The organism is Pontibacter coccineus, from assembly GCF_030546575.1.
Lineage (GTDB): Bacteria > Bacteroidota > Bacteroidia > Cytophagales > Hymenobacteraceae > Pontibacter > Pontibacter coccineus.
The window spans coordinates 596,349-614,785 of the sequence record NZ_JAUOTN010000001.1 but is presented as its reverse complement, the minus strand read 5'-3'; the positions used below and the strand labels follow the sequence as shown (position 1 = coordinate 614,785).

Below are 18,437 nucleotides of genomic sequence, written 5' to 3'. Positions count from 1 at the left end.
CTAACACAGCACGTACGTATGTATAGCAAAAGACCACAAACTACGTAAAACACAAAAAAAAGTTGCGTAAAAGCTTGGTTTTCATTTGCATTGTCTTAAAATATTTGTATATTTGGGTATACTAATTGAGTGATTCGAGTGGGCAAAACGCACAACATCAAGTTTGTCGATTACTGGCCGGACATGGAGCAATACCTGATCGGCCTGAATCTGCCGAATGTCATCAAGCTGGAGCAGGTGGGCAAACTACTGGAGCAGTCGGGCAAGTTCCCTTTCAAGGCGCAGATCATGCGCCGCCACCCGCTGGTGAAGCAGTTCGTTGCGACCCTGCAAACATCCGACACGGTTTACGTAGAAGACGCGGCTGACTCGCTCATAGAGGAATCCGGCATCATACAGGATGTCAAGCAGGACACGGCCACCATCGAGGGCAAACGGGTCAAGTCACTGGATGATTTGATTGCAGCCTGCGATATTGATTTGGAGGTGTGGGAGGTGGAAAGATACGTTTCCAACAAGTGGGAAGTAGGGGCCAAAGACAAGAATTTAGAGATACAGGTAACGCCCCTTTACCAGATCAAAGCCTGGTTAAGACGCAAGAAAGTAGTGGCCTCTGAAGTAGCTATTAAGGGGCTGATCGAAGAGTTCAAAAGCTATGTGCAGCCGGTCCCTCGGTTCACCTACCAGAAACAGGAACAGTGCGCGGCCATCATCAACCTGTATGACGCACACATCGACAAGGTATGTTTGGTTGCTGAAACGGGTTACGGCTCGACTATCGAGGACAATATACAGGAGTTTGAAACGCTCTTTGACGAGTTGCTGAGTGATTGTGCTTCGAAATCTCCCGAGCTGCTTATTATTCCTATCGGGCACGACTTTTTCAACACCAACGGGCCAAGCAATGCCACCAAGAGAGGCACGCCACAAGCTACCAGCGTCAACAGCCATGACTCGTTCAAGGTAGGCGTTAAGCTGCTGAGAAGGTGCATAGACAAGGCGGCGCAGGTGGCCAGGGTCAAGGTGCTCGTTATCAAAGCCAACCACTCAGAAGACAAAGATTTTTACTTAGGGCAGGTGTTGGATGCGGTTTATGAGAACAACCCGAATGTGGAGTTGGATACGACCCGCAAACAGCGCAAGTATGTGCAGTACGGAGAGAACCTGTTCGGGTTTGCACACGGCGACAAAGAAAAGGGCAAAACGGCACAGCTTCCTTTGCGCATGGCAGAGGAAGAAAAACACAAATGGGCAGACACCACCTTTAGAACCTTCCTTTTAGGGGATATTCACCACAAGGAAGAGTACCAGTTCATTCGGAACAAAGACTTCCCAGGGGTTGAGGTGAAGTTCCTCCGGTCCATCGGCACCACAGACGAATGGCACTATGACAACGGCTATATCGGCGTTCCGAGAACGGGAGAGGCCGAGATACACCGCAAGTCGGGCGGCATTAAGCACCGATTCTTTGCACACGCACAATACCGTAATCAACTCGCATCATAACACAGGACGTATGAACAAGATAAAAGGCTTTCTTTTCCCCCTCCCTTTCCCCATCTGCATGGTGTGGCACTTCATCCTGGGAGGCATTATCGGAGCCCTTGCCATTGGGCCGACCTATACAGCCGGAATCAGTTGTGGGCTGTTCGGGGTGGTCGCAGGCTTGGTGTATTGGTATGCTGTCCTGAAAGGGGAATAGGTGGTGTATACAGGCTTAAACAAAAGAAGATAACACAAGACGTATGATAGATTTACTAAAAGGGTTTTGTGCCGCGCTTATCCCTACGAAACGACTGTGTAAGATTGTTGGGTATGTCTGCTTTCTGAATGTGTTTGTTATGGCATTGGGCTGGTTTGGCCTGGCACCTGAAGCGCATCAAGAATCCATCCGCAGCTTGTCGATGGGCACTGTGTATGTGCTGACTATCTTTTGGAGCATCGGCTATAAAGAAAACGAATAGCGATGATCTACACTATCAAAAAGGGCCGTCACTACTCCACTAATTGGGTGGGGATGCTGTGGCGGCTGGTTAGAGGCTGGCGGGAGTTCCCGCAACACAAGGCACGGGTTACGTTTGACGACAACTGTTTAACCCCCTCTCAGGATGCAGACGACATCAACAAGTTGTTCGGCCTTTCACACGGCTTAGATCATCACAAAGAGTCAGCACGGTTCGGATGGCGGGCCAAAGGTGATCGTATAGAAATACTGACCTACGTCTATAAGGGCGGCAAGCGGTATTACGAGCCCTTGATAGAGGTCGTGCCCTTCGAGGATGTGTACCTGGAGCTGTGCAGAACGAAAGAGGGGTGGAAGTTCACCGCATCCGGCTACGGGTTCACCATTGAGCAGAAGACCGTTCAGACGCTGGCAGGCTTCCCGCTCTTTTACAAGCGCCTTTACCCTTATTTCGGGGGCACCTATCCGGCTCCTGAAACGATGAAGATTAAAATAGAGTGGCTTTAATCGCTCCATCGGGAACAAATTATTAGGGCGTTTTAACACGCTTTCGGGCCTCACTCTTTCGGCTTTTTCTGCCGAAAGGAGTTCAAGCAAGCCCTCTATCGTTAACGCATAGACCATGACAGAAAAAGAATTTTGCAAAGCGCACAACGGCTATTTCGGAGAAGAAATAGACAGGGTGGGACAACTTACTTACATCAGCTTCACAGGGGAAGAGTTGATGGAATACGTGGAGCACCACATACGGCAGGCGAACGGGCGAAAAGACTGGAAGCCCTCGACAATCGCATTGATGGAGGGCTATGGGGACAACCCAGATGACTTCCCTTATACAGGGATATAGCCCCGCGAAAGCGATAAAGGCGGCATCCTTTTTCTGCAAGAAAAAGATAGAGCCGAAAGCGCGGTCCCTTGGGATTCGCCCAAACATAGATACATCAGAATTTAACAATATGTGGGGTAGAAAAGGGGACACAGCCCGAACGAGTTGGCATGTCCCCGCCCCACAATCAATTCATCTTTAGGATGAAGGCAGCTACCAGACGGGTGGCGACCTCCCGCAACCATAAGACGGGAGCTTTATTGAGTAGTGGCGGAAGTAGACGCTATGTTATTGGCTCGGAATACTAAGCTGACGTGTGATCATCGGGCTCAAGCGCACGTCCTGGACTGCCGGAATCGTACCCGGCCTACTCACACTTATTTTTTGACAGCCTGAGAGAAGGCAAACATTACCCTTAACTAACACAAGACGATGCCAAAGTTCAGGATAAGGCACTACCCCCGGGGTTTCGTGGCAGAAGTGCAAAAGGAGAAAGGCTGGCTGTTCAAGAAACGCTATTGGACGCACTACGTGTCAGTTTCAGGCATCCCATCTGAGCCTTGGCATTTCAGCAGCCATGACAACGCCTTGAACGGATTGCTGCACCAGCTAAGGAGAGAGACAATTGAGAACAGTCGATAGCCCCGCGATAGTGATAGAGCGTTTATCCTTTGTGACTGAAAGGAGCAAAGATATGAGCGAAAGCACGGCCCGAAGGGATCGCCCTAACACAGCACGTACTAGCCGTAACATAAGACGTAATTGGATAGCGGCACCCCCTCTAAGTGAAATTATAGAAGCATCACTATATAGAATTATCCCTTTAACGGAACACAGCGCAAAACCCTTTTGAATTATGTGCAATGGCAACGAACACGACAGCCTCGGCGGGATATGCTCCTGCGAGGAGGCAGCCAGGGGCGGAACAGGCGGCAGGAAACAGGACAAAACCAAGCCAGAAAACGGAGAAAGTCTCGTTTGCTCAGGGGGTGGAGACCAGAAAAACGGCAATAATCGCGGATAATATAACTTTAGCAAGAAATGACCCCGGAACTCAAACTTTACATCCTGGAGAAGGAGCACCCGCAGGTGGCCCGCGCCATCACCACCCGGCTGCGGGAACTATTGCCGGCCAAGGTCTTCACCGACACTGGCGAGGTGAGGAATTTACTGAACACGTTCTGCCAGGTGCGGGGCGTACCGATGGAGATGCTGAAAGGGCAGGGGCCCAAGATGCAGGTCTCCAGGTGCCGCAGGGAGTTCGGGGCCGTGATGCTCTTGTGCTACCAGCCCGAGAAGCTGTACGGCTACACCCAGAAGTGCGTGCAGCACGGTTTGCCCCAGGCCATCGCCAAGGAGCTGAACTGCTCCTACGGCACGGCCAAGGTGCTGCTGAGGGAGGTGGTGGTGCACTACAAGGTGTACCAGGACTTTCGCAACACGGTGCTCAACGCCCACAAAACGATGCTCGAACCCTATCTATAACACAAGATGAATGAAGTTAAATGTTTGCTGCGGATTTTCTTGGTAAGCCTTGGGTTGCAGTGTTGGATAGTGGGATACCCTCCCTACAACATAGCTCCTTTAAGGGACGCTTTAACAGTAGAAGCGGAACGCATCCGGTTTCGGTACTACTTCAACAACCGCAAGGGCAGAAGGGGCTTTATGAAGGACAAAAGAAAGGACATTGTGTAATGTGCATTATCTGCAACAACCAAGGCAACTGCGAGAACTGCGGCAAATGACACACCAGGAATTAGTGGAAATCGGTTATAGATGGTTGCTCAACAAAGCCTCCTGCGGAATCGCTTTCAAGGAGCTGCACTCCAACACCCCAACGGGAGAGCAGCCCGACGTGATCGGGTTCGGGAGCTGGGGACACTCGGTTCTGATCGAATGCAAAGTATCCAGGCCGGACTACATGGCAGACCACAAGAAGCGCTTTCGGAAGCAGCCACACAAAGGCATGGGGAAGTTTCGCTTTTACCTGACCCCTGCTGGACTGATCACCGCAAGAGAACTACCCGACAACTGGGGCTTGCTGTACGCTGACAACAACAAGATAACAGTAGCCCACAACCCTTACGGGGCCTTTAACCAGAGCCCGTTCAAACAGAACCTATTGGCCGAACACGGTCTTTTATACTCCGCACTGAGAAGACATGAGATTTGAATCAACACACGGATTAGGGGACTTGGTTTACCTGGCCACAGACCCGGACCAATCCCAGCGCATGGTGACAGCGGTTAAGTTCGGAGGCTCCAGTATGCTGTACACGGTTAGCTGTGGCACACAGGATTCCGAGCACTACGAGTACGAACTGACAACAGAGCGAAACGAGAGCATCAGACTAGGCTTAGAGAAATGATACAACGCGACCTGATCAACATTGAGCTACTCGAATACAACGAGGGCCAAATCCCAGGAGTACCCGAGAACCCCCGCTTCATCAAGGACGAAGAGTACGCTTATCTACTGGACAGCATCCGGGAAGACCCGGACTACATAGAGGCCCGTGAGGTGATCGTGTTCCCCTTCAAGGGAAAGTACGTGGCTATCGGGGGAAACCAACGACTAAGAGGCTGCAAAGAGTTGGGATACACCGTTATTCCCTGCAAGCTACTTCCTCCGGATACACCAGCGGCCAAACTGAAGCGATGGGCCATCAAGGACAACGGCAGCTACGGTCAGAATGATTGGGATGCGTTGGGCAATGACTGGGATGATCTCCCCCTAAAAGCATGGGGTTTGGCTGTTCCCTTTGGATGGGGAGAAGACACACAGGAGGAAGAAGCGGAGCAAAAGCCCATGTTCGGGCCTCCAACTATGAAGATTGAGTTTGAAACAGAACTACAGCTAAAAGAAGCCCGCACCGAGATAGAAGAACTGTTCCGGGGGCGGATAGCAGTAACCATTAAGTAAGATGAGCATCATAAAAAAAGGTGAGTTAACCAAAGAGGATTTAATGCCTCAGTATACTTTCCTAGGCAAAGAGAAAGACCTGGAGTCGCATGTATTGGATAACATTCACGACATAGCCAAGTACTGCAAATGGGGGGTAATAAAGCGAATTGAGCGTCAGTACATGTTAAAGCTTGCTTCAGGGCATGTGATTGCCGATATAATGCTGTGGCACGAAGACGGCACAGGAACACTTATTGAATGCAAGACGGGCAAGAACAACCGGAACGATTTAATAGGGGCTATTGGGCAGGTGTTGTTTTACGGGGCAACCTTCAAGGCTTTGCTTGGGAATATGCCTCGCTTGGTCATCGCTGCGCCTGAGCTAAAACCAGAACTACAGGCTACAATACAAGGGTTTTCACTGCCGATAGAACTCATACTGATAGATGGCAGCCGGTGTATTCACTTGTCATAAGTTGACGATATGGCAAAAGTACGGAAAATAACGGATAAGGAGTTTTGGGCAATCCTACGTGAGAATGCTGGCATATTTGCGCGTACGGCCAAAGCCATTAAAAAGAAATTTGATGTGGAGTATAGTCGGCAAGCTGTAAAGCAGCGGGCAGAGAAACGACCGGAAATACTGGAAGATATTGAAGCCGAAAACCTAGACGTTGCAGAAGATGGGCTCCACACATTGCTCCGGTCTAAAGACGAGCGGGTAAGGCAAAAAGCTGTTGAGTTCTACCTAAAGACTAAGGGTAAGAAGCGAGGATATGTCGAGCGCAAAGAAGTAGACGATGGGACAGGGGGTAAAACCTTTTATGATCTACTAGCAGAATCTTCTACAGATGAAAGTGGAACAAGCGAAAAAGCGGATTAACGAGTACCGCTCGGACTGGTGCCTGTTTGCCAAAGAGGTCTTAGGGGTGACCCTGGACGAAGAGCAGCAGGCTATCCTTCGCTCGGTGCAGGTGAACAAGATGACCTCCGTTGCCTCCGGGACAGCGAGGGGGAAAGACTTTATTTCCGCCGTGGCCTGTTTGTGTTTCCTTTACCTGACCCCTAGATGGAACACACAGGGCGAGATGGTCGCCAACACCAAGGTGGCCATGACCGCCCCGACAGACAGGCAGGTAAAGAACATCATGGTGCCGGAGGTGTCGAGGCTGTTCTATCGTGCCAAAAAGAGGGGCGTGGATCTTCCCGGCAGGATCACCGGGCATGACATCAGAACAGGCTCAGACGAATGGTTTCTGACGGGCTTTAAGGCAGACGAGCACAACCACGAGGCATGGTCGGGCTTTCACGCGGCCAACACGATGTTTGTCGTGACAGAAGCCTCCGGCCTGCCTGAAACAGTCTTTAACGCGATCGAGGGCAACCTGCAGGGCAATAGCCGCATCCTGATTGTGTTCAATCCCAACACGCCTGTAGGCTATGCGGCCAGAAGCCAGAAGTCCGACAGATGGCACCGTTTCCAGCTCAACAGCCTGAACGCTGTGAACGTGAAAGAAAAACGGGAGGTGATCCCTGGGCAGGTGGACTACGAGTGGGTGGTGGATAAAGTGAAGGAATGGGCCATGCCTATCTCGCCCGAAGAAGTCACAACAGAAGAGAACGACTTTGAATTTGAGGGGCGCTGGTATCGTCCCAATGACCTATTTCGGGTGAAGGTGTTGGGCTTGTTCCCGAAAGTATCAGAAGATACCCTGATTCCGGCTGTCTGGATTGAGGCGGCCAACAAGCGATGGAGGGAACAGCAAAGCAAGCCGAAAAACAAAACCGGCTTAAGGTTAGGCGTAGACGTGGCCGGCATGGGGCGCGACAGCTCTGTATTCTGCTACCGCTACTCCGATTACGTGGATAAGTTCTGGCAGCACAACTCAGGGGGCAAGGCCAACCATATGGAGATAGCCGGAAAAGTGAAAGCCGACCTGTCAGCAGCCGATGCACTGGCTTTTATTGACACCATAGGAGAGGGGGCGGGGGTCTGGTCTCGGTTGGAAGAACAAGGCATGGGGCGTAAGGCTCTAAGCTGTAAATACTCAGAGTCCGCCAAAGACTACAGGGGGCACGACTTAACCGATTCAACAGGGCAGTACCTGTTTGCCAACATGCGGGCCTATCTGTTTTGGGCTGTGCGCGAATGGCTGGACCCAAAGAACAACACCGGGGCCGCCTTGCCTCCTGACACAGAGTTTATGGAAGAAGCCACTGAAATCAAGTGGAAGTTTCAAAGCAATGGTAAGATTATCATCGAAAAGAAAGAAGACATCATCAAAAGACTAAAGCGGTCCACGGATAAGTTTGACTCCCTGGCCAACACCTTTATGCCTTTCAAGCCTAAAACCAACAACCTTAACATACTTTCATCCTTTCAATAAATGGAACTAGAAGAACTCAAGACCCTATTAGGATCACCGGCAGACCTGGTAAAGGCCATTCAGAAGAACCAGCGCGAACTCAACCAGAAGGAAGCCCTCGAACAGTACCAGCCCGAGACACACGCTGTATTAGACACTGGGAAACGTCCCAAAAAGCAAATTAGCAAGCCGACAGGCAGGAAGAATGACGATGGCAGTGATGAAATGCAGACTTCTTTAGAGGAAGTGGCCCGTATCCCCGTGGCCCTTCAAAAGCTGATAGTCGGCCGCGCCGCCACCTTCCTGACCGGACAGCCCGTGACCCTGCATTGCAAGCCCAATAATCCACAGGAGGAGAAGCTGCAGCTGATGGTGGAGAAGATCTGGCAGGACGCCAAACTTAACTTCAAGAACCGCCCCATCGCCAAGACCATGATGGCCGAAAAGGAAGTGGTCGAACTGTGGTCGTTCGTGGAAGCGGAAGAAGGCTATTGGGGGGAGCTGGGCAACAAGAACAGTAAATTGAAGCTAAGGCTCAACATCCTCAAGCCTTCGGAGGGGAACACGTTCTACCCGGTCTATGACAAGTACGGCGACATGATCGCCTTCGGCCGGGGGTACTTCCTCAAGGAAGGGGAAAAGGAAGTAGAAATGCTGGACCTCTACACCGCCGAACAGATCAACCGCTACAGCAAAGGCGAATCCTCCTGGGCACTGGTCCCAGAAGACTCCAAGTCGAATGTATTAGGCAAGCTCCCCATCGTCTACTACTCGCAGACCCGCACCGAATGGCAGGACGTGCAATGGGCTATTGAGCGTCTGGAAACGCTGCTATCCAACCATGCCGATACCAACGACTACAACGGTTCCCCAATCCTCGTATCCAAAGGCAAGGTAGCGGGCATGGCCACCAAAGGCGAACGGGGAAAGGTGTTTGAAGTAGAGGAAGGGGGAGACCTCAAGTACATCACCTGGGACAACGCCCCGGAATCCATCAAGCTGGAGATTGAGAACCTGTTTGACATCATCTACACCATCACCCAGACCCCCAACATCACCTTTAAGGAAATGAAAGGCCTGGGCCAGTTGTCCGGGATCGCCATTAAACTGATGTTCCTGGACGCCCACGGCAAAGCAAAGGACAAGCAGGACGACTACTACGGGGAGTGTATCCAGCGCCGCATCAACCTCCTGAAAGCCGCCGCTGCCAAGATTAACGTGGACATGGAGAAAGTGCAGGGTCTCAATATCGTGCCGGAGTTTGCCTTGTTCATGCCGGACAATGAAGTCGAGAAAACCGAACTGCAAGGCAAGCAGATCGACAACCTCCTGAGGGCCACCGGAGAGAAAGCCGTTATGAGCCAGCAGACCGCCGTGGAGCACAACCCACTGGTGGAGAACGTGGAGGACGAACTGAAGCTGATCCAAAAGCAGGAAGAAGCCAACGAACTGCGCCTCTCCTAACACGTACTGACGGGGATGGACAAACAGTTGCAATTGCTCATCTTCGGCTGGTACGACGAACAGCCCAACGAGTGGAAGCAGGGCGTCATCAGAAAGGCGTTCCTGCTCCAGCGTTTGGGAGGATTGACAGAGGACGTAGTGAAAGAGCTACAAGAAGAGTACAACCAATGGGTAGCCGGTAAAGCCTCCCGAAACGACAAGCTAAGTGGCTGACATCAACACACAATTCGAGAAGGAGCATCTAAGGCAATTGCAGGCCCTCCAGAAGCGTATCGCCCTTGCCTACGGGGAAACGATCGTCAACGTGTTCAAAGCCGCCACAGGGCTCCAGGCACGCCGCGACACGTTCCGCATCACCGACTACCCTGCGCTCGAAACCATCCTGGAACGGGAACTGCTCAAGCTGCAGGCGGGCATCGAGGGCATGGTGGTGAACGGCATCCAAAGCCAGTGGGAGTTATCCTTGCAGAAGTTCGGGGCGCTGATCGACCAACGCTATAGGGGGAAGGCGATCCCCACCCCGCTCAAACAGGCCATCTTCAACCCCAACAAGGGCGCGATGGATGCGTTCCTCAAGCGCAAGACCAACGGGCTCACCTTATCGGACCGGGTGTGGAACAACGTCAAGCAGTTCCGGGGAGAGTTAGAGCAGGGGCTGTACTTGGGAATATCGGAGGGTAAGCCAGCGGCCAAGATGGCGACCGAAATGAAGCAGTACCTCAAAGAACCGGACAAGCTGTTTCGTAGGGTACGCGACGCGGAAGGCAATCTTCAGTTAAGTAAAGCCGCCCAGGAGTACAAGCCGGGGCAGGGGGTGTACCGATCAAGCTACAAGAACGCTTTGCGGGTAGCCCGGACAGAAACCAACATGGCGTATAGGGCAGCGGATCACGAACGATGGAAGAAGACAGATTTTATCTTAGGATTTGAGGTAAAACTATCTAACTCGCACCCTCGTCCGGACATATGCGATAGTCTAAAAGGAGTGTATCCGAAAGAATTTAAGTTTACTTCATGGCATCCGAATTGTCTTTGTTTTGCCGTACCGATCCTGCCCACCGCCGAACAGTACAACGAGTACGAAAAGGCACTGCTGAGGGGAGAGGAGAAAGGCTTTAAATTCGAGGATGTGGTAAGAGAGCCACACGAAGGGTTCAGGAGCTACTATGAAAGCCAGAAACAAACCATTGAGGGGTATCAGTCCACACCGTATTGGGTGAAAGATAATCCTAAGTATACGAAAGCAAAAAGCCCATCCAACTAGGACGGGCTTTTCTGTTAGGCGATCATCTTGTACTGTTGCTTTGATTCCTGCCAGGCTTTGCGCTCTGATTCAGGGAGCCACTGCTTTCCCGCCGTGGCCCGCATGTTGAACTCCTGCCACAGGAAATCACTTTTAAATGTGATATGCAGTGTTCCTTTCTTGTAGCAACGGAAGTAAAAGAACTCCGATTCATACAACCCCGAGTCCCCTACTTTTACATTGTGGATAGACCTGTCTAAAGCGCCCTCTCCCAGGTCTTCATAGCGTTTGCCGGACAGGTAGCACATCACCTTATCGATGTCCCCATACTGGCTATATCGATAGTGACTTGTGCTGTAGTAGGCAGACCAGGCAGACGAAACAAAGTTAGGAAGTATTACTTTCTTGTTTACCTTCCAACGGTCATTGGTCTTCCAGCCCTCCACATGCAGGCGGTTTTCCTTAAAGTAGCTGGTGAACAGATCAAATACATCGATCACAGCCTGTTCTAGTATGTTGTTGCCGTTCTCCAACAGCATATTCACGAGCTGCTGAATATTCTCCTTGTTCAGGTTCAGCGCCCCCTGCGATTGTGTGAACTTGCTGAAATTCTCCTGTACTGATTTGGTCATGTAGCGTTCAATGCCTAGCTTTTGGATAATCATACGCCATACGACCATCTTGCTATCGTCGCAGAAGGCGTTGTATCGATCGGCGCTGTTTTCGCCCTGTATCCCGTCGATGGTGCGCTCAATCGTGTTTGTGCCTTCAAACAGCCCTTGCGAGTAGAATTTCAGCTTCTCCCTTGCCTTTAGGTATTCGGTGTAAGATTCTTTCAGGTTGTCGTACTGAATCAGCAGATTGCCCACCGCGTCCTGTCGGGCAATCGGGTTCTTGATCGATTCTTCGTCAAAGCTGAACGCCTTCTCCGTCCCCTTGTTGTTAAGGTCAAATTCAAAGCGGCTGACGGTCTTCTTCTCCAGTCTTACCAGCGCCACATTCACGCCCGTCTTGCGTTCGGCTGCCTGAAACACATTGCCGAGTACCTCAAAAGATCCGTGGTCTTCTATTAGCTTTTTCAGCAGTTGACGTGTCTTCGTAAAAGGGTTCAGGATGGTTTCGGCATTCAGCAGGAAAACGATGTGCCCGCTTTCGAGTATCTCCCACGCCTTCAATAAATGTGCATCACCATTAGAGAAAGGCGGGTTGCCGATGATGAAGTCAAAATGATAATCCCCCTTGTACTGCAGGAAATCGGAGTCGATCACCTTGTATTCTTTCTTCTGCAACACGAACTGCAGCTCCTGGCTTTGCTCAATGGCATACAGCCGCTTTTTGGATACGCGGTTGGAGCTGACCAGATAATCCAGTATATCTCCTTTGCCTGCTGAGGGCTCTAGTATAGACTTGCCGACAAGCTTGTTGCGGATCGGGTCTATCATCTTCTCGATTACGTGCGCGGGGGTGGGGTAGAACTCTTCGTGAAACATGGCTAAAGGCTTTAATTATTTCTTTAAAGTTCGCAAATAAGCGAACAATATCAAAATAATTTAGTATATTTATTCGCAGATAAGCGAATTATCTACCTTTGCTAAATGGATTTGAGAATGCTAGGACAACAAATAAAACAAGCCCGCAAAGAAGAGGGACTCACACAGGAAGAACTGGCTAAAAAAGTGAGCACCACCAAGAGCGTTATTAGCGAAATTGAGAGGGGAAAGCGGAATATCGGATTTGACACGCTCTCCAAAATAGCGGAGGCACTGAAAAGAACCATAGCTGAACCGCTACTGCTCAAGAAAGACAACAGCTCTCAATAAGCGCATCCCTATGAAAACGACTTTCATTTATGAACTAGTAGACCCCCGAACGAAAGAGCCCCGTTATGTGGGCTATTCTAAGGCTCCAAAGACAAGATTGTCTAGCCATGTAAGCGAAGCCCGGACAAAGCATCTTTACAAAATGCCCCGTATCTCAATAAAGGAGTATTGGATAATTGAACTTTTAGAGCAAGGCGACTTACCAATAATGAACGTCATAGGCGAAGTGCCTGCAGAAGATCGGAAATACTGGGAAGCCTTTTATGCGGAGGTCTACAGGGAATGTGACCTGCTCAACACAGGAGATATTAACAAAAGAGGAAAGCACAAAACAAGAGGCTACTAAGCACCCACCCCGCCCGAACCCACCCGTTCGGGCTTCTTTTTTACCTTATCCTAACACAGGATAAACACAACTGCTTTCCCCCTTCTAAACGGGTATCCTACAGGCGGTTAAAGATTAGATTAAACCTATTGAAAGCGGTAAATTTAGTCTTCCAACCAACGCACCATATAACTTTTTATGGCAGTAGCACCAGAGCGGATCAAGGAACGACTCAGAAGCAATTTCTCAGGCGTCAACTTATCCAAACAAAGGCTTGACGAACTAGCGGCAAGACTATCCCAGAAACCAGCTGATGACGCGGATGACGCGGCCATTGATCAGGTACTCAGCAACGCCAACGACTTCATGCCCTTCGCAGACATTGCCAGGGAAGACGACCGTGTGCGCACCCTGCTGGCCAATCAGAAGGCCCCGGAGCCACAGCCCCAGCCGACCCCCCAACCCAAGACAGACGACACGCCTGAGTGGGCAAAGGCATTGATGCAGGAGGTGAACAGCCTCAAGGCAGAGAAGACAAAAAGCACCATCCAACAGCAACTCAAAGAGAAGCTCAAGGATGTGCCCGAGACCTTCTACAGCCGCATTGCCCTGCCTGAGAGCGCCGACGAGCTGGATACGTTTGCGGAGTCCATCAAAACCGATTACACCGCCCTCAAGCAGGAGCTGATCAACGCCAACGCTGGCGCGGGCAACATTCCCTTGGGAACGGTGAACAGCAGTGCCATTGACGCGGACATCGCGCAGTGGGCAGAACAAAGCAAATCATAAAAAACTCAACTCAAAAAACATGGGATTAGCACCTATTAAAACAAGCGTATCCGCCGGGGTGCCTGTCTACCAGAAGGTAGCAGAGGTACTGCAGGGCGGCGCATCGCTTGACGCCACCGGCCTGACGGCTGGTTCTGTCCTGGCGGCTGGCACGGCTATCATCGTAGATGAAGCCACCCGGAAGGCAACTGTCGTGGATGCCGATACAGACGTGCCAACGGGCCTGCTGTACGAGGATGTAGTAGTGGAGGCCAACGCGCAGGTAAGCGTGGTACTGGCAGGCACTGTTTACGCCCGCCGTATCTCTCACGCCCCGAGCAAGACAGCGGCCATCATCGCCAAGCTGCCGAAAATCACTTTCTCACAATCATTCTAACGTAGGCCATGTCAAGACATAAATCCATTTTCGGCGCGTATGCCGACAAACTGCAGGCTGTCGTAGACCAGAGCAAAGACCGCTTTGCCCCTACGTGGTACCAGAAGTACTTTAACTTCGGCACCAGCCAGACTTCCCTGACCTATACATCTGTACTGGGTGCTTCAAGAATCGAAGCGGCTGCTTCGATCATCTCCCGTAACTCTTCGGCTCCTTTGAGAAGCCGTGCCGCTTTGGCAAAACTTTCTGGCGAGATCCCAGCGATCAGCGAGAAGTTCAAAATGAGCGAGCAGGACTACCGCGATTTCTACATGCTCCAGCAGCTGAACGTGGACGACCAGGCGAAGAAGAATCAGCTGATGGACCTGCTCTTCAACGACACCAAGAAAGCCGGAGAGAGCGCTCACAAGCGTTTGGATTACCTGTGCTTGGAGGCTGTTTCTACGGGCCAGATCACCATCACGGTGGACAACAACCCGGACGGTTTTGTGAACTCGGTAGCCCTTGATCTGGGGATGCCTTCAGCCAACAAGAAGAACGCCGCCGTAAGCTGGGCAACATCAGCCACCGCTACACCAATCACGGACATCAACAACGTGGTGGAAGCCGCTTTCTCTGAAGGCCGCTCTTTCTCCAAGATCCTGATGAGCCGCAACGCCTGGTTGAAGTTCTCCAAGGCAAAAGAAGTGATCGATAGCTTAACAGCTTACTTCTCTATTGCCAAGGGTCAACTGACGGTGGTAACACTCGACAAGGTGAACAACTACCTGGAGGACAACCTGCTGCCGGTGATCGAGATCGTGAACGAAGTGGTGGGCATCGAGAAAGACGGTGTGATCTCAGCGCAGCGTCCCTTCAACGACAACAACGTTTCCTTCATCCCTGCTGGCCCGCTGGGTCGCATCCACCACGCTTACGCGATTGAGGACCTGCAGAAAGTAGCGGGCGTTTCTTACGCCTCTTACAACAAGGCCCTGATAAGCAAGTGGCAGGAAAACGATCCGTTCGCGGAATACACCAAAGTGGAGTTGAACGCCTTCCCGGGCTTCGAGGCCATCGAGGGCACGTACCTGCTTTCCACTGTAGCCGGATTCTAAGCTAGATGACCAACCAGGAAGCCTTGCTAGGGGTGCTCGACTCCATCCCCTTCTCTGACCACGCCATCGGCAAAGCCCTGGCAGACCAAAGCCTCACAGGAACGGAAACCTACACCAAGGAGCAATCCAAGGCGGTGGACCTGGCGGCGGTGGAACTGCTCTACGTGGCCTATACCCAGGTGGACGTGCAGGAAGGCGGTTACGGACTCAGCCACCCGGACTTTCTCCGCAAAGTCCAGGCAAGGCTTCTTTACCTGGCCACCCGGCACCAGCTGACCGACATCCTGCAGATCCTCAACCCCAAGCCCACCGTGCGCGGTGTCTCCCCATGGTAAAGCAATGAAAGAGATACAACTAACACGTGGGTTTAAGGCATTAGTTAATGATGCTGACTTTGAAGAGCTAAACAAATATAGATGGCATACTTTGAAGGGGACCAATACTCATTATGCAGTAAGAAGCATAAGAACCGGGCCCTTAAAAACCAAAATCTATATGCACAAGCAAATCATGGGAACCCAGAAAGGTGAGTATGTCGATCACATTGACCGCAACGGACTCAATTGCCAAAGAGACAATCTGAGGGTTTGCACAAAGGCGCAGAACGCTTTCAACTCTAGAACATTTGGTGCTATAAAGTATCGTGGTGTTAGTAAACACAATGATAAATATAGGGCTCAAATATTTACCGGAGGTCAAAGAAGGCATCTTGGCTTATATCCAACTGCTGAAGCAGCAGCCCTTGCCTACAACGATGTGGCGAGAGAGTTACATGGAGAATATGCAAACCTGAATATTGTATGATTAAGCAACATCCCCACACCTTGCAATACATTGCCGAGGGAACGCCTGCCTACCAGGACGGCGAAGGGTACTGGGAACCGGGGGAACCCGGCTCTCTTGAAGTGATCAAATGCAGGGCGGAGGCCAACAGCAAAGGCGAGCTGGTGAAGACGGCGGACGGGGCGCAGGTTTCCTTCCGGTTCACGGTCTATCTCCCAAAAGGCACCGCTTCCATTCCCTACGGGACAGAGGTGAAAATCTTCGCCGGGGGAGAGTTGCTGGCAGAGGAGCAGGTGAAGAACTTCCATCCGGGCCAGTTAAACTGCAGGCTGTGGGTATAATCTCAAAGTTCACCCGCGACTCCCTGCGGGCGGCATTGGAACAGCAGATGCAAGGCATTGATCAGGGTATCCTGAACCGCTTGATCCTGACGGGGGAGGCCTTTGTCAGGAACGCCCGCAACAACGGGGACTACCAGGACCAGACGGGCAACCTGCGCGCCTCTATCGGCTACCTGATTCTCCATAACGGGGAAACGGTGCAACGCGACTTCCCGGGCTCCGGGGAGGGACAGCAGGCCGGGGAGAACTTTGCCGCCGACGTGGCCCAAAAGTATCCTTCTGGCTATATCCTGATTTGTGTTGCGGGCATGGAGTATGCCGGGTATGTGGAAAGCACGGGCAAAGATGTGATCACGTCCTCTTCCATCACAGCGGAGGACGATTTGCGAAAAGCCCTTAAGGCACTAGCCAGTAACCTATGACCAGTACCGACGCCCTAGACCTTTTGTACGCTTACCTGCAGGGGACACTGATGACCCACGCCTCGAAGCCCAACGGCCTCTTGTGTCGCTACGCGCGGCCCTTGAACAGCCAGCGGGAGGACGTGGTGCTCAACGCCCTGCCCATGAACCGGGAGCAGCTGCAGCGCACGGTGCTCAACGTCAACCTCCATGTCCCTAACTTAAAACTGGGCACGGACACGACGCAGCCCAACGCCAAACGATTGAAAGAGCTGACCACGATAGCTTCGGATCTTATCGAGGAGGTGTGGGGGCCGGGCTACCAGTTCAACGTGCAGCAGGACACTGTATTCCCCGACGGGGCGGGCTCGCACTATGTCAATATCCGGGTGGAGTTCCGGGCAATCAATCTCAACTAAAATTTCAAACTAAGTTTTAAACAAAACCATGGCAGACAAAAAAGTATCCTTCGGCCTTACCTCTATCCAGTCCGGCCCAATCGAGGCAGACGGCGGCATGTCTACTTCCCTTTCTGAGGAGTTCGGCTATACCGTTCTGGGAACGGCAGTGCTCGAAACAACCGAACCTTCCACGGAGGACATCGGCATCGAGGAGTCAGACGCCCCGATCATGCAGCTGGTGAGTGAGCCGGGCAAGTGGACGATCGCCTTCCACACTTACAACGTTTCCCCGGAAGCGATGGTGGCGGCCTTCGGCGGCACGATCACCGGCGTAGCACCGAACCAGGTGTGGACGGCCCCGACCTCACGCCCAAGCATCGAGCGCTCGGTAAAAGTAACCACCAAATCCGGCATGACCATCGACATGGCCCGCGTATCGCTCTCCGCTAAGGCGACGATGAACTTCGACAAAAACCAGCTGGGCAAGCTGGAGATGACCGGCACCGTGCTGGAGCCGACGAAAGCAGGCACAAAAGCCCTGGTGATCAACTACGGCACAGCCGCCTAACCTCTCTCACCCTTACACTAGAAAGGCTCTCTTCGGTTATTGGAGAGAGCCTTTTTTATAACCTATGACAGAGCAAGAAAACCTACGGGAAGTCGTGGACGCGGTGACGGACACACCCGATGTCATCACCGTCCCCCTCCGGCCCGTCAATAAGATACACGCCTTTCTCCAAAAGCGGGGATGGTGCAAAAGCGAACGCACCTACGAGCTGACGCGGCTGAAAGTGGGCAACGCCTACCGCATCAGCAAAGCCGTCCTCGACATCCCCGAGGCCTCGGTCATCCTGGGCACGGAGAACCAGCAGGGGCAGATCTACGGCCTTCTCGTGAACCACCTGGACAAAGTGGTGTACGTAGTGGCCGTGGGCCTGACCAACACCCGGCAGGAACCCAGCAAGTCCTTTTTGGAGGAGATCCGCTGGCAGTTCACCGACGAGGAATTACTGGCCGCGTGCCTGCTGATCCTCAAGCGGGTGAACATCTCAAATTTTCTGCATTCTATCATCTTGATCCGGGGCCTCGACGTGGTGAGCCAGAGCAAGGTGAGCCCATCGGATACAGGGGAGACAATAGCCCCTGGGGCGTCCTAGGGGGCGTCTGCAAGTACTTCGGCTGGTCGCTCGACTACGTGCGCTGGGAACTCTCCTGGGTGGACCTGACCCTGCTACTGGCTACTCTCCCCACCTACGAGAAGGAGGGGGGAAAGAAAGAGGAGACGGTACGCGAGGAGGACGAGGAAAAGAAACTAAGACAACTATTTGGCTACTAAC

At 52.0% G+C, this 18,437-nt stretch carries 30 protein-coding genes; 29 read left to right on the top strand and 1 reads right to left on the bottom strand.

The window, feature by feature from the left end:
• Positions 1–138 precede the first annotated feature (138 nt).
• The 16 genes from Q4E40_RS02725 to Q4E40_RS02650 all read left to right on the top strand — a co-directional run bounded on the left by Q4E40_RS02725 (position 139) and on the right by Q4E40_RS02650 (position 10,788).
• Entirely contained in the window at positions 139–1,506 is a 1,368-nt protein-coding gene (locus Q4E40_RS02725; protein ID WP_303409881.1) for a hypothetical protein, read from the top strand.
• A 10-nt stretch (positions 1,507–1,516) separates the two neighbouring features.
• Positions 1,517–1,702, top strand: coding sequence for a hypothetical protein (locus Q4E40_RS02720; protein ID WP_303409880.1), 186 nt, complete (start codon positions 1,517–1,519; stop codon positions 1,700–1,702).
• Between the two features lie 43 nt (positions 1,703–1,745).
• Positions 1,746–1,964, top strand: coding sequence for a hypothetical protein (locus Q4E40_RS02715; protein WP_303409879.1), 219 nt, complete (start codon positions 1,746–1,748; stop codon positions 1,962–1,964).
• Positions 1,965–1,966: 2 nt separating this feature from the next.
• Positions 1,967–2,470, top strand: a complete 504-nt coding sequence (locus Q4E40_RS02710) for a hypothetical protein (RefSeq protein WP_303409878.1) — start codon at positions 1,967–1,969, stop codon at positions 2,468–2,470.
• A 115-nt stretch (positions 2,471–2,585) separates the two neighbouring features.
• Positions 2,586–2,810, top strand: a complete 225-nt coding sequence (locus Q4E40_RS02705; protein ID WP_303409876.1) for a hypothetical protein — start codon at positions 2,586–2,588, stop codon at positions 2,808–2,810.
• Positions 2,811–3,221: 411 nt separating this feature from the next.
• Positions 3,222–3,431, top strand: a complete 210-nt coding sequence (locus Q4E40_RS02700; protein ID WP_303409874.1) for a hypothetical protein — start codon at positions 3,222–3,224, stop codon at positions 3,429–3,431.
• Positions 3,432–3,830: 399 nt separating this feature from the next.
• On the top strand, positions 3,831–4,274 hold the full coding sequence (locus Q4E40_RS02695; protein WP_303409873.1) for a hypothetical protein: 444 nt from the start codon (positions 3,831–3,833) through the stop codon (positions 4,272–4,274).
• Between the two features lie 256 nt (positions 4,275–4,530).
• Entirely contained in the window at positions 4,531–4,962 is a 432-nt protein-coding gene (locus Q4E40_RS02690) for a hypothetical protein (protein WP_303409871.1), read from the top strand.
• Positions 4,952–5,158: a hypothetical protein gene (locus tag Q4E40_RS02685; RefSeq protein ID WP_303409870.1), complete on the top strand. Its 207-nt coding sequence runs from the start codon at positions 4,952–4,954 to the stop codon at positions 5,156–5,158. Before Q4E40_RS02690 ends, Q4E40_RS02685 begins: the two co-directional genes overlap by 11 nt.
• Entirely contained in the window at positions 5,155–5,712 is a 558-nt protein-coding gene (locus Q4E40_RS02680; protein ID WP_303409868.1) for a ParB/RepB/Spo0J family partition protein, read from the top strand. The genes Q4E40_RS02685 and Q4E40_RS02680 overlap by 4 nt, the downstream gene beginning before the upstream one ends.
• A 1-nt stretch (position 5,713) precedes the next feature.
• Positions 5,714–6,169 (top strand): PDDEXK family nuclease, encoded by a 456-nt coding sequence (locus tag Q4E40_RS02675; RefSeq protein ID WP_303409867.1) that lies wholly within the window; start codon positions 5,714–5,716, stop codon positions 6,167–6,169.
• 9 nt (positions 6,170–6,178) lie between these two features.
• Positions 6,179–6,577: a hypothetical protein gene (locus tag Q4E40_RS02670; protein ID WP_303409866.1), complete on the top strand. Its 399-nt coding sequence runs from the start codon at positions 6,179–6,181 to the stop codon at positions 6,575–6,577.
• Positions 6,546–8,081, top strand: a complete 1,536-nt coding sequence (locus Q4E40_RS02665) for a hypothetical protein (RefSeq protein WP_303409865.1) — start codon at positions 6,546–6,548, stop codon at positions 8,079–8,081. Before Q4E40_RS02670 ends, Q4E40_RS02665 begins: the two co-directional genes overlap by 32 nt.
• Entirely contained in the window at positions 8,082–9,524 is a 1,443-nt protein-coding gene (locus tag Q4E40_RS02660) for a phage portal protein (protein WP_303409863.1), read from the top strand.
• A gap of 15 nt (positions 9,525–9,539) precedes the next feature.
• Positions 9,540–9,737: a hypothetical protein gene (locus Q4E40_RS02655; protein WP_303409861.1), complete on the top strand. Its 198-nt coding sequence runs from the start codon at positions 9,540–9,542 to the stop codon at positions 9,735–9,737.
• Positions 9,730–10,788, top strand: a complete 1,059-nt coding sequence (locus Q4E40_RS02650; RefSeq protein ID WP_303409860.1) for a structural protein — start codon at positions 9,730–9,732, stop codon at positions 10,786–10,788. The genes Q4E40_RS02655 and Q4E40_RS02650 overlap by 8 nt, the downstream gene beginning before the upstream one ends.
• 14 nt (positions 10,789–10,802) lie before the next feature.
• Here the strand turns inward: Q4E40_RS02650 and Q4E40_RS02645 are convergent, their stop codons facing one another.
• Positions 10,803–12,257 (bottom strand): DUF4942 domain-containing protein, encoded by a 1,455-nt coding sequence (locus tag Q4E40_RS02645; RefSeq protein WP_303409858.1) that lies wholly within the window; start codon positions 12,255–12,257, stop codon positions 10,803–10,805.
• 117 nt (positions 12,258–12,374) lie between these two features.
• On the opposite strand from Q4E40_RS02645, the gene Q4E40_RS02640 reads away from it, so the two are divergent.
• From Q4E40_RS02640 to Q4E40_RS02580, 13 genes are all read left to right on the top strand, one after another.
• Complete coding sequence (locus tag Q4E40_RS02640; protein ID WP_303409857.1) at positions 12,375–12,587, top strand: helix-turn-helix domain-containing protein; 213 nt, start codon at positions 12,375–12,377, stop codon at positions 12,585–12,587.
• A gap of 10 nt (positions 12,588–12,597) precedes the next feature.
• On the top strand, positions 12,598–12,933 hold the full coding sequence (locus Q4E40_RS02635) for a GIY-YIG nuclease family protein (protein WP_303409856.1): 336 nt from the start codon (positions 12,598–12,600) through the stop codon (positions 12,931–12,933).
• Between the two features lie 177 nt (positions 12,934–13,110).
• A complete protein-coding gene (locus Q4E40_RS02630; protein WP_303409854.1) occupies positions 13,111–13,701 on the top strand; it encodes a hypothetical protein in 591 nt (196 codons plus the stop codon).
• 19 nt (positions 13,702–13,720) lie between these two features.
• Positions 13,721–14,077 (top strand): hypothetical protein, encoded by a 357-nt coding sequence (locus Q4E40_RS02625; protein ID WP_303409853.1) that lies wholly within the window; start codon positions 13,721–13,723, stop codon positions 14,075–14,077.
• Between the two features lie 8 nt (positions 14,078–14,085).
• Complete coding sequence (locus Q4E40_RS02620) at positions 14,086–15,174, top strand: major capsid protein (RefSeq protein WP_303409852.1); 1,089 nt, start codon at positions 14,086–14,088, stop codon at positions 15,172–15,174.
• Positions 15,175–15,179: 5 nt separating this feature from the next.
• A complete protein-coding gene (locus Q4E40_RS02615) occupies positions 15,180–15,509 on the top strand; it encodes a DUF6706 family protein (protein ID WP_303409850.1) in 330 nt (109 codons plus the stop codon).
• A gap of 4 nt (positions 15,510–15,513) precedes the next feature.
• Positions 15,514–15,978 carry an HNH endonuclease gene (locus Q4E40_RS02610; protein ID WP_303409849.1) on the top strand — a complete coding sequence of 155 codons (465 nt, stop codon included), beginning with the start codon at positions 15,514–15,516 and terminating at the stop codon, positions 15,976–15,978.
• Positions 15,975–16,298 (top strand): hypothetical protein, encoded by a 324-nt coding sequence (locus tag Q4E40_RS02605; protein WP_303409847.1) that lies wholly within the window; start codon positions 15,975–15,977, stop codon positions 16,296–16,298. Before Q4E40_RS02610 ends, Q4E40_RS02605 begins: the two co-directional genes overlap by 4 nt.
• Positions 16,289–16,720 carry a hypothetical protein gene (locus Q4E40_RS02600; protein WP_303409845.1) on the top strand — a complete coding sequence of 144 codons (432 nt, stop codon included), beginning with the start codon at positions 16,289–16,291 and terminating at the stop codon, positions 16,718–16,720. The genes Q4E40_RS02605 and Q4E40_RS02600 overlap by 10 nt, the downstream gene beginning before the upstream one ends.
• A 101-nt stretch (positions 16,721–16,821) precedes the next feature.
• Positions 16,822–17,118, top strand: coding sequence for a hypothetical protein (locus tag Q4E40_RS02595; RefSeq protein WP_303409844.1), 297 nt, complete (start codon positions 16,822–16,824; stop codon positions 17,116–17,118).
• Positions 17,119–17,146: 28 nt separating this feature from the next.
• Positions 17,147–17,668 (top strand): hypothetical protein, encoded by a 522-nt coding sequence (locus tag Q4E40_RS02590; protein WP_303409843.1) that lies wholly within the window; start codon positions 17,147–17,149, stop codon positions 17,666–17,668.
• 64 nt (positions 17,669–17,732) lie between these two features.
• Positions 17,733–18,257 carry a hypothetical protein gene (locus tag Q4E40_RS02585; protein ID WP_303409842.1) on the top strand — a complete coding sequence of 175 codons (525 nt, stop codon included), beginning with the start codon at positions 17,733–17,735 and terminating at the stop codon, positions 18,255–18,257.
• A 38-nt stretch (positions 18,258–18,295) separates the two neighbouring features.
• A complete protein-coding gene (locus tag Q4E40_RS02580; protein WP_303409841.1) occupies positions 18,296–18,436 on the top strand; it encodes a hypothetical protein in 141 nt (46 codons plus the stop codon).
• The last annotated feature ends 1 nt before the right edge of the window (position 18,437 follow it).